Origin of the sequence: Sulfuricurvum sp. RIFOXYD12_FULL_44_77 (genome assembly GCF_001830725.1) — a bacterium.
Lineage (GTDB): Bacteria > Campylobacterota > Campylobacteria > Campylobacterales > Sulfurimonadaceae > Sulfuricurvum > Sulfuricurvum kujiense_A.
In genome coordinates this window covers 7,028-17,692 of sequence record NZ_MIBU01000032.1, presented here as the reverse complement: position 1 = coordinate 17,692, position 10,665 = coordinate 7,028, and the positions used below count along the sequence as shown (strand labels likewise).

13 protein-coding genes are annotated in these 10,665 nt (G+C 45.7%); 10 read left to right on the top strand and 3 right to left on the bottom strand.

Annotated features, from left to right (window positions below; all coding sequences use genetic code 11):
* Nucleotides 1-19: 19 nt before the first annotated feature.
* The 10 genes from A2517_RS01710 (at nt 20) to crcB (ending at nt 7,845) form a co-directional block, all read left to right on the top strand.
* Nucleotides 20-1,945 carry an acetate--CoA ligase family protein gene (locus A2517_RS01710; protein WP_294893641.1) on the top strand — a complete coding sequence of 642 codons (1,926 nt, stop codon included), beginning with the start codon at nt 20-22 and terminating at the stop codon, nt 1,943-1,945.
* 127 nt (nt 1,946-2,072) lie between these two features.
* Complete coding sequence (locus A2517_RS01705; RefSeq protein ID WP_015652803.1) at nt 2,073-2,345, top strand: RNA-binding protein; 273 nt, start codon at nt 2,073-2,075, stop codon at nt 2,343-2,345.
* A gap of 89 nt (nt 2,346-2,434) precedes the next feature.
* A complete protein-coding gene (locus tag A2517_RS01700; protein ID WP_294893640.1) occupies nt 2,435-2,638 on the top strand; it encodes an RNA-binding S4 domain-containing protein in 204 nt (67 codons plus the stop codon).
* A 76-nt stretch (nt 2,639-2,714) separates the two neighbouring features.
* Entirely contained in the window at nt 2,715-4,037 is a 1,323-nt protein-coding gene (locus tag A2517_RS01695) for a S41 family peptidase (RefSeq protein ID WP_294893639.1), read from the top strand.
* Between the two features lie 2 nt (nt 4,038-4,039).
* Entirely contained in the window at nt 4,040-4,750 is a 711-nt protein-coding gene (purC, locus tag A2517_RS01690) for a phosphoribosylaminoimidazolesuccinocarboxamide synthase (RefSeq protein WP_294893638.1), read from the top strand.
* Nucleotides 4,751-4,752: 2 nt separating this feature from the next.
* Complete coding sequence (gene purS / locus A2517_RS01685; protein WP_294893637.1) at nt 4,753-4,995, top strand: phosphoribosylformylglycinamidine synthase subunit PurS; 243 nt, start codon at nt 4,753-4,755, stop codon at nt 4,993-4,995.
* Nucleotides 4,992-5,666: a phosphoribosylformylglycinamidine synthase subunit PurQ gene (gene purQ, locus A2517_RS01680; RefSeq protein WP_294893636.1), complete on the top strand. Its 675-nt coding sequence runs from the start codon at nt 4,992-4,994 to the stop codon at nt 5,664-5,666. The genes purS and purQ overlap by 4 nt, the downstream gene beginning before the upstream one ends.
* The gene (locus A2517_RS01675) at nt 5,663-6,814 is read left to right on the top strand and encodes a hypothetical protein (RefSeq protein WP_294893635.1); all 1,152 of its coding nucleotides are present in this window, start codon (nt 5,663-5,665) and stop codon (nt 6,812-6,814) included. Before purQ ends, A2517_RS01675 begins: the two co-directional genes overlap by 4 nt.
* Nucleotides 6,795-7,490 carry a 1-acyl-sn-glycerol-3-phosphate acyltransferase gene (locus A2517_RS01670; protein ID WP_294893634.1) on the top strand — a complete coding sequence of 232 codons (696 nt, stop codon included), beginning with the start codon at nt 6,795-6,797 and terminating at the stop codon, nt 7,488-7,490. The genes A2517_RS01675 and A2517_RS01670 overlap by 20 nt, the downstream gene beginning before the upstream one ends.
* Nucleotides 7,459-7,845, top strand: coding sequence for a fluoride efflux transporter CrcB (crcB, locus tag A2517_RS01665; RefSeq protein ID WP_294893633.1), 387 nt, complete (start codon nt 7,459-7,461; stop codon nt 7,843-7,845). The genes A2517_RS01670 and crcB overlap by 32 nt, the downstream gene beginning before the upstream one ends.
* Here crcB and A2517_RS01660 read toward each other — a convergent pair.
* The 3 genes from A2517_RS01660 to A2517_RS01650 all read right to left on the bottom strand — a co-directional run.
* Nucleotides 7,837-8,409, bottom strand: coding sequence for an ATP-binding cassette domain-containing protein (locus A2517_RS01660; protein ID WP_294893632.1), 573 nt, complete (start codon nt 8,407-8,409; stop codon nt 7,837-7,839). The two genes, crcB and A2517_RS01660, sit on opposite strands and share 9 nt — an antisense overlap.
* The gene (locus A2517_RS01655; RefSeq protein WP_294893631.1) at nt 8,406-9,638 is read right to left on the bottom strand and encodes a glutamate-5-semialdehyde dehydrogenase; all 1,233 of its coding nucleotides are present in this window, start codon (nt 9,636-9,638) and stop codon (nt 8,406-8,408) included. Before A2517_RS01655 ends, A2517_RS01660 begins: the two co-directional genes overlap by 4 nt.
* A gap of 69 nt (nt 9,639-9,707) precedes the next feature.
* On the bottom strand, nt 9,708-10,665 hold a 958-nt coding region (locus tag A2517_RS01650; RefSeq protein ID WP_294893630.1), incomplete at its 5' end, for a response regulator.

The window sequence follows — 10,665 nt, the reverse complement described above, 5'->3', positions numbered from 1 at the left end:
CCATTCGTAGGAGATGTTTATGGTCGAATCCGAACTTTATCCGTTACTGTCACAATCGGGGTTTAATGTTCCCCCCTTCCGCCGTTTTGCTCTGAGTGAGCCCATACAACTCGATTTTTACCCTGTTGCGCTCAAAGTTGAATCCCCTAAAATCATCCATAAAAGCGATGTCGGAGGGGTGAGTATTTCACTAAGCACTCCAGATGCGGTAGAAGCGGCACGAGATCAAATGATACGCCGAATCGGTGAACACAATATCGTACTCGATTCTAATGACGGCTTTATTGCTACCGCTATGATCCAAGGGGAAGAGCTCTTTGCCGGAGTAGTCGATGATCCTATTTTCGGGCAAATCATCCTTTTCGGAAAAGGGGGCGTTTTACTGGAGCTCTACCGCGATGTCTGCTACATCGATATCCACGCCGACGAAACTGAAATCCTCCGCGCCATCCGCACCACTAAAATCAGCAAACTTTTTGAAGGGTTTCGGGGTTCCAAGCCGATGATGCGGACAATCGTCGAATTTATTCAGAACCTCCAACGCTTTATCAAAAACAACCCTACGATTCGTGAATGTGACCTCAATCCCGTCATTTTCAATCCTAAAGGGCTGCACGTCGTGGATGCGCGAATCGCATATCACACAGAGAACCAAAACCCCGTATCTGATATACGTGTGCGCCCTAATTTTTTCGATAACCGCACCGTTGCCGTTATCGGCGCATCCAATGATCCCAATAAAGTAGGCTACGCAATCGCGCATAATGCCCTCTCTTTTAAAGGGAAACTCTATTTGGTCAATGCCAGAGGGGGGACACTGGAGGGGCATACACTCTATTCTTCACTCGATGATATTGACGAAACGATTGATACCGCCGTTATTACGATCCCCTCCTCTCATGTCATCGAAACGATAGAAGCCCTCATCCCCAAGGGAGCCAAAAATATCATTATCGTCTCGGCAGGGTTCAAAGAGGTGGGGGATACCCGCAGCGAAGAGCGGCTTAAAGAGTTAGCGGAAGAATATAACCTCAACATCATTGGGCCGAATTGTCTGGGGTACTACGAATCAACACGGAGTCTCAATCTCACGTTCGGCTCACCCACCATTAAAAAAGGGCCCCTGGCCCTCATCGCCCAATCGGGAGCCGTTCTCTCCTCCCTTATGGACAAGGCAACCCAAGAGGGGATCGGATTCTCACATATCCTCTCAGCGGGAAATATGGCCGATATGGGGTTTGCCGACATCATCACGATGCTCTCCGCTGATCCGCAGTGTGAAGCGATCTCTCTGTATGCCGAGGGGATACAGGAGGGAAAAGCGTTTTTAGAATCGCTGCGATCGTGCACAAAACCGATCCGTGTCTATAAAGCGGGAAAATCCCCGCAAGCACGAAAAGCGGCCTTTTCCCATACGGGAAATCTCAGTGGTGACTACCCGATGTTTCGAGGTCTCTTAGAGAGCGTCGGGGTTAAAATGGTCGATTCTATCGAAGCACTCCTATACGCCCAAAATTTTGAGAATATCGCCGTTATCACCAATGCCGGAGGACCGGGTACGATTATCACCGATGTCATCATTGAACGGGGATCAAAACTCTATACCCTGCGTGAAGAGGATCTTAATGCGCTTGATGCACTCCTCCCCTCCAACTGGTCGCGTAACAACCCTATCGATATTATCGGTGATGCACGGAGCGAGCGATTTGAGGCCGCACTGCGATGTGTCGATGCGATGGAGGGAGTTGATTTAATCTATCTTCTTATCACCCCTCAAATGATGACCGATACACTCAATATCGTCCGCCTTTTAGACCAACCATGGAGCAAGCCGATTTTTCCTATATTATTGGGAGGGGCTATGATGAGTGAAGCACTCCTCTTTTTACGCTCACACGCTAAGCCGTGTTTCACCACATTGCACGAGGCGGGAGCGTTTTTGTAAAGATTTGAGCGGGGGTTTGGATTAATCGTAAATGTACAATTATTTTTAACATTCCCATAAGATTGTAATTGCTAGAATGTGCCAAGGATTATGCTGGTTATAGTTCGATTTTTCCACGGAGTACAATGTGACACAAATTTATGTCGGGAACATTCCCTACGGCAAAGACGAAAATGATCTTAAAGATCTTTTCGGACAATACGGTGAAGTTAGCTCAGTTAAGTTCGTAAATGATAAAGAAACAGGCCGTTTTCGCGGTTTCGGTTTTGTTGAAATGGCGAACCAAGATGAAGCTAACAAAGCGATCACTGCTCTTGAAGGTAACGATTTCGGCGGACGTACACTTCGTGTTAACGAAGCTCGTCCACGCGCTCCACGCCCTCCACGCGACCGCTGGTAATCACAACCATGAAGCCCCGAGGGGCTTTCATGCCTCTTTAGTTTTCCCCTTTTACCCTCTCAAAAATTTTATACGTAAAGACACATACCATGACCTATACCCTCACTGAACCCTATATCGAACTCCATAAACTGATCAAACTTTTAGACCTTGTCGATACCGGCGGTCAAGCCAAAGTATTAATCGAAAACGCTCACGTATTCCGCAACGGTGAAATTGAAACTCGCAAACGGGCAAAAATCAAAAAAGGGGAGACGATCACGATCGGTGACGTCGTCATCGAAGTGATCTAATCCATTGTTATTTAATGGAGTTTTCACTATAATTGCTGATCTTATTTAACGGCTCTACACAAGGTTCAAAAAACGTATGAAAAATACAAAAATGATGGTTGTCGGTTTTGTCAGTGCTGTAGCGGTTAGTGTCGCCCTCTCCACATCGCTGTTGGCAAAAAGCAACACCGATGTTCCTGCTGAAGCCTCTGTAGAAGCCTCACGCCTCCAATCACTCGCTAAATTTACCAAAGTTTTGGGAATCGTTGAGCAGTACAACGTAGACGGTCTTACCATCGATCAACTTATCGATAAATCGCTGCAGGGAATGCTCTCCAACCTTGATGCCCACTCCACCTATATGGACAAAAAAAGCTACGACAACCTTAAAACCCAAACGGACGGTGAATTCGGCGGCTTAGGGATAACGGTCGGTATGCGTGATAACGCCCTCACCGTTATTGCCCCGATAGAAGGTACTCCTGCGGACAAAGCGGGTGTTAAAGCAGGCGATATTATCCTTAAAATCAATGATAAATCGACCCTCAGTATGACTATTGACGATGCCGTTGGTTTAATGCGCGGAACCCCTAAAACACCGATTGATATCACGATTGTTCGTAAAGGGACCGCTGACCCGATCAAATTCCACATCATCCGTGACATCATCACCGTTGAATCGGTCTATACCCGAACTATCGGAAAAGAGATCCTTTATATCCGTGTCACCAGTTTCGATAAAAAAGTAGCCGCCGACGTTAAAAAAGCGATTAAAAAACACGCCTCAAAAACCAAAGGGATTATCCTCGATCTCCGTAATAATCCCGGAGGGCTCCTGGATCAAGCGGTTGAGTTGACTGACTTGTTCGTAAGCGAAGGGGTTATCGTTTCCCAAAAAGGGCGCAATAAGGCCGATGATATCACCTACAGCGCTACCAAAAGTTCAACGATCACCGATCTCCCTCTCGTTGTTTTGGTCAACGAAGGTTCGGCCAGTGCCTCAGAGATCGTCAGCGGAGCACTTCAAGATTTGAAACGGGGTGTCATCGTCGGAGAAAAAACTTTCGGTAAAGGTTCGGTTCAAGTCGTTATGCCGATTACCGAAACAGAGGGGATCAAACTTACCGTTGCCCGATATTATCTCCCAAGTGGCCGTACGATCCAAGCCGTCGGCGTAGCACCTGATATCGAAGTGATTGCCGGCGAAGTCAAAAATCATGACAAAACATTTAATATCAAAGAGGCCGATCTTAAAAAACATCTCGAATCCGAACTCGAAAAAGAGGGCGGAATGATCGATGTAACCGAAGCCAATGCAACCAATAAAACAGTTATTACCCCAGAGCAAATGAATAAAGATATTCAGCTCAAAGAGGGTGTCGATATTATTAAAGCCCTAATCATAGTCAAAGGAAAATAACCATGGAAAAACGCGATCTCATCTACGAAGGAAAGGCTAAACGCCTCTTTAGCACCGACGACGCCAACTTAGTCATTGCCGAATTTAAGGATGATCTGACCGCATTCAACGGAGCTAAAAAAGATAATGAATCGGGTAAAGGGGCATTGAACAATAAGATCTCAACCGAATTGTTTAAAATGCTTGCTTCACGCGGTGTAGAATCTCATTTCGTTGAGATGTTGGATGATACCCACATGCTTTGTAAAAAAGTGGACATTATCCTCATCGAAGTGATCGTCCGCAATATCGCAACGGGAAGTCTCAGTAAGAATCTCGGCATTGCCGATGGAACCGTGCTTCCGTTTACGTTGGTCGAATTCGATTATAAAAACGATGCCCTCGGCGATCCGAAACTAAATGATCAACACTGTCTCATTCTTGAGCTTGTTAAAAATGAAGCGGAACTCGATCAACTGCGCGCTATGGCACGTGAAGTGAATTCTATTTTACGTCCTTACTTCCACGAAAAAGGGCTTAACCTAGTCGATTTCAAACTCGAATTCGGTCGCGATGCAAGCGGAAAAATCATCCTTGCCGATGAGATCAGTCCCGACAACTGCCGTTTCTGGGATTTAGCGACGGGTGAAAAAATGGATAAAGACCGTTTCCGTCAAGGTCTTGGCGGACTCAAAGTCGCCTATGAAGAAGTTTTAAACAGAATATTGGGGTAATTATGAAAGCAATCGTAAATGTATTTTTGAAAAACGGAGTTCTTGACTCTCAGGGTAAAGCGGTACAACACGCCCTCTCAGGTCACGGTTTTGACAGCGTCAAAGATGTCCGTGTCGGCAAACAAATCATTATTGAGATGAACGAATCAGACGCAGCACTTGCCAAAGAAAAAGTTGCCCATATGTGTGAAGAGCTTCTTGCTAACACCGTTATTGAAGATTATGAAATTGAGATCCAAGCATGAAAGTCGGCATCATCCAATTTCCGGGGACAAACTGTGAGTACGATACCCAGCATGCGTTTGCCGCATTAGGGTGTGAAACACAAATTCTTTGGCACAAAGAAGAGTCTATCCCCTCTGACATGGATTTGGTAGTAGCCGCAGGGGGATTCAGTTACGGCGATTATCTCCGAAGCGGTGCCATCGCAAAAATGTCTCCGATTATGAAAGCGCTTAAAGTATACGCGGAAAACGGAGGAAAAGTACTCGGTATTTGTAACGGGTTTCAAGTACTTACCGAAACCGGTCTCCTTCCGGGTGCGTTGAAACGTAACGAAGGGCTCCATTTTATCTCGCGTCATCATCATCTAAAAGTGGTCAATAACGATAACGACTTCCTCCGCCATTGTGCAGTTGATCAAGTAGTCAATATCCCTATTGCCCACCATGACGGGAACTTTTACATTGATGCCGCAGGCTTAAATGAGCTGTATGCAAACAATCAAGTTCTCTTGAAATATACCGACGGCGCAGGAAACATCGATAATCCTAACGGATCGGTTGACTCGATTGCCGGTATTTGCAATAAATCTAAAAATGTCTTTGGCCTTATGCCCCATCCTGAGCGTGCGATGGAAGCACTTTTAGGTTCAGATGATGGACGTGCAATGCTTGAAGGGTTCATAAACGCTTGAAAACACTAGCCTTTTTCTTTCTATTTTTAGCACAGGTTCTCTATGCTGAACCCTCCGTCCTGACCGATCAAGAGCCTGTTGCAGCCGAAGAGATAGCGCCTGCAACGGCAAACACTACGTCAGAAATAGATGCCCTTTTCTCCGGTGTATCTTCATCCGGACTCACACTTGAATTTAGCAACCTCCCAGAACGTCCCTATGTCGGTGAAATCGTCGCCCTCAACGTCAAACTCACTCCGCTCGATGTAGCCTCCGGAAATATCGAATATACCCTTCAAAATGAAGAAGGGATACGGATTTTCAGCGATACGCCCCGCCGCAGTGTCAAAGATGACGGCGTTTATGATACGTTTTATTTTTTAGTCCAATCTCCATCCGTACGATTCCCCGATATTACCGCAACACTCACCTCAAGCGGTGCAACATCGGAAACTTTAATCGGTACTACACTAACGGCAACAACACTGAGCCCGCCTTCGGGATACACTAATATTCTTGCCGAAAAATTTGAAATTATTAATTACAAAACGACTCCGTATAACAATGAGAGCAATGTTCTCATTTTTACGGCAAAAGCGACTCGATGTAATATCAGTGACTTTACTATTCCCAATGCGATAAAACAAGGGTTTGAATCCAAACTCTCGAATGTCGGCGAATCCCAAATGACCTATTACGTCATTATCCCTAACACCGATCAAAATCTCAATTTCTCTTATTTCAATCTCAAAAAACAGCGGTATGAGTCAGTAACGATCCCTATCGTTGTAGACGATGATACCGTCTCAACAGGTCAAAGCGACCTCTCTCCGACCGATGCCCGCCACACAGAACTCAAAGTAGGTGCATCTGCCGTTGCCGTCCTTATTTTATTTGCCCTCTTTTACTGGAGACGGGAAAAATGGTATTTGTATCTTTCTGCTGTTCCGATGTTCTACATCGTCTATGCACTGCTTCCGAACCAAAATATCTGTGTCAAAAAAGATGCTCCGATCTATTTGCTCCCGATCAAAAACGGAACCATTTTTGAAATGACCCTCCAAGAAGAACACCTCGAAGCGGAAAAAGAGGTGGGAGAATTCGTAAAAGTACATCTGAGTGATGATAAAGTCGGATGGGTGAATCAACGTGATCTTTGCTCGAATTAAGTGGCTTTATGCGGTAATCGTCATCTTTAGCGGTATGACGCTGATGATTGCCACTTTTTATCTTCTCCCAAAACCTTATGCCGTGAAATTTTCGGCATGGTTTATCCGTCTTCTCGTCTTTGTCCCCGTCCGTGTCAAAGGGATTCCCGATCCGGATGCCCAAATGTATTTAATCAATCACCAAAGTGATATCGATATCGGTGTTATGGAGACGATCACTACCAAAGATTTGGCTTGGGTTGCCAAAAAGGAGCTTTTCAACGTCCCTTTTTTCGGTCTAGTTGTCCGCCTTCCTAAAGATATCGCACTAGAGCGGGAAAGCAAAACTGCCCTCGTCAAACTGATCAAAGATTGCAAGGATCGGCTCGATCATGGGCGTGTCATCACGATTTTTCCGGAGGGGACCCGTACCGAGAGCGGAAAAATGAAGCCGTTTAAAGCAGGAGCTAAAATGGTCGCCGATAAATTCAGCCTCAAAGTGCAACCCGTTGTCCTTATTGCCACCGCATGGCATTTCAGCAATAAACGCAAAGACTTTAACCCTGGAACCATTACCGCGATCTATTTGGACTCTTTTCTCGCCGATAAAAGCAACCCAGAGTGGCTCAACGAAACCCGTGATCTAATGCAAAAGGTATATGATGATGAGTTGGCAAACCATCCTCGCTATCGGTAGCGGTGCCTTTTTAGGTGCGGTTCTTCGTGCCTATATGAACGGTGTTGTTAACCATCACTTTCCCCACTCACTCCCTTTTGGAACATTATCCGTCAATCTCATCGGAAGTTTTATCATCGGTGCCCTCTTCGCCTATTTCAGCTATACAACCCTCTTTAGCGTTCAAATGAAGTCATTTCTTACTACCGGTTTTCTGGGAGGTCTCACCACCTATTCGACCTTTGCCATGGAGACGTTTTTATTGCTAAGCGGAGGGCATTTATTAATGGCAGTTGCCAATATGGCTCTCAATACTTTCGGAACGGTTTTGATGGCCGCTTCGGGATATTATCTCATCAAAAACACTCTATCCTAACGTCACGATTTCATCGGCACACCACGTTGCCAAATCATGATCGTGAGTAATCAACAATACACCCATCCCCTCACTATGCTTTACAATCAGTTTCATAATATCAAGTTGATTGAGATTATCAAGTGCCGACGTCGGCTCATCCAAAAGGAGGAGTTTCGGCTTCATCAACAATGCCCTCAAGATTGAGCATCGCTGCAATTGTCCGCCGGAGAGTTTATGAGGAAGCGTATCCAAATGAGCCTCTTCCAACCCCATCTGATCCAAAAGCTTCTCTACTCCCTCCATCGACGTCACTTCCGCAATTTGTTCGCGTACCGTATAGGTAGGGTGAAACGAGCTGTAAGGGTCTTGAAACACCTGAGAGAAGGATAATGATCGAATAGAACCGGATGAGGGTTTACAGTGCCCTAAAATAAGCTCAAACAGGGTCGATTTTCCGACACCGCTGGGGCCTACAATGGCTTTAATCTCCCCCTCTTTGAGGGAGAGTGAAAAATTATCAAATATTTTTATATCTTTACTATATCCAAAAGATATATTTTCGATATCTAAAATGGGTTTCAACGAATTTGCCCTTTGCCGTACACTTTGTATTTGTAGGTCGTTAACCCCTCAACACCCATCGGTCCGCGCGCATGGAGTTTATTGGTACTGATCCCCACTTCCGCACCGAATCCGAATGCACCTCCGTCGGTAAATCGGGTGGAAGCGTTGACGTAGACTGCCGCCGCATCAATGGCATCCATAAACCGCTCAGAGGCCGTGATGTTTTCGGTAATGATCGCTTCGGAGTGCCCTGAGCCGAAACGGACTATATGACTGATCGCCCCATCGACTCCGTCAACGATACGGATGTTGAGGATATTGGCCAAATACTCCGTATCAAAATCCTCCTCTGTAGCAGGTGTTACGGTGATAATTTCACGGGTCTGATCACACCCTTTGAGCTCTGTATGGGCTCGATCAAACGCCTCTTTTAGCATCGGAAGGATATGTTGCGCAATCGGTTCATCCACTAACAGTGTCTCCATTGAGTTACACACACCGGGACGCTGAACTTTTGCATTGAGTGCAATGGCTATCGCATTTTCAACGTTTGCATCTTTGTCGATATAGGTGTGACACAACCCTTTGTCGTGCTTGACGACGGGAACACTCGAATTTTGGCTCACAAATCGGATCAAAGCCTCTCCGCCGCGCGGAACGATCAAGTCAACGTAGCGATCCATTTTAATGAGTTTCGCTACCCCCTCACGGGAGGCATCGGGCAAGAGGGCGATCAGCTCTTTTGGGAGGTTGTTACGCAGGAGTACCTGCTGTAAGACATCGGCAATGACCTTGTTAGAATGTTCCGCCTCTTTTCCCCCTTTGAGGACACAACCGTTCGAACTTTTAAAACAAAGTGCGGCCGTATCGGAGGTGACATTCGGACGGGATTCGTATATGATCCCGATCACCCCGATTGGGATGCTCACTTTCTCGATTTTCAGCCCCGCTTCGGTGACCCACCCCTCGATCACTTTTCCGATCGGATCTTTGAGTGCCGCGATCTCTTCAATTGCAACCGCCATCGACTCAATCCGTTTTTCATCGAGCAGTAATCGCTCTTTCATTGACGAAGCTAAATTACTCTCATCTGCACTGCGCATATCGAGGGCATTGGCTTCAATGATGTTCATCGTGTTGGCACGGAGGGCTTCGGCCATCTCGCGAAGGATTCGGTTACGCTCGTTTCCGCTCATCGTCGCCAAAATGCGGCTGGCAGATTTTGCTTTTTCTAAAAAATGTTCCATGATAGTTCCCTTTTAATTAGGGATATTATAACAAATGCGGTTTAATTAAGACTCACACCGCTCTATTCATCAAAGATACCCTCTGATCTCCTGCGTCAACCTCTCCAACTGAACTTTGTACCGGTCATATAGACTAAAATAACTCTTCTCATGGGTATCACTGAGTGAGAGTTTAAGATGCGAAGCAATATCACCAAGAGAATGCGCCCCGATATTTGCCGCTACACCGACAATATCAAGGAGTAAAGCATCAGCGGCTTGCATATCATGCACACGTAAAAAATCTCCCAATCTATCCGCCGAATCGCCATAGTCACTCACAAACTCAGCTAAAATCTCGCGGTAAAAGTTCTCATCTCCTCCGCATATTTCAACACCTTCAGCGGCATCCAAAATATTCGTCACAGCTGTTTCTGGTTGGGTTTCTTTTGTAGAATAGGCATAGAATATTTTATAGAGTGACTCCATTCTAAGAGGCTTTTCGAGCTGTTCCGCCATCCCCGCACTCTTCATTTTTTGGATATCATCGGCTCCGACGTCTCCGCTAAGGGCTACGACCAAGATGTGATCATACTGCGGATTTGCACGAATGATACGCGTCGCCTCGAACCCATCGACCCTTGGCATATGGGCATCCATTAATATCATTAAGAAGTTTGTCTCTTTTTCCAGTATATCCAAAGCCTCCTGCCCATCGTTAGCCAAAACTACATCGATACCGCTTCCGGCTAAAAGACCCACAATAACTTTTTGGTTGATCGGGTTATCTTCCGCCACCAAAATTCTCTCTCCGGCAAATTCAGAAAAACTTTGTTTTGTGATTTTTCCAAACTCAGGAACAGCACGTTTTGGTATTGTGTAATCACTTTTTCGTCTATTCGTTACATCAAGAGATTTTTCATCAGGAATCAGGGGGGTAGTGAAAACCTCTTTTTCCTGTTTTATCTCTTGTTTTTGTGATAGATCAGGCTCTATTTTGGGAGTTGGACGTTTTTGAGCAAAAAAGTAAAAAACTGCAATCAAGAGT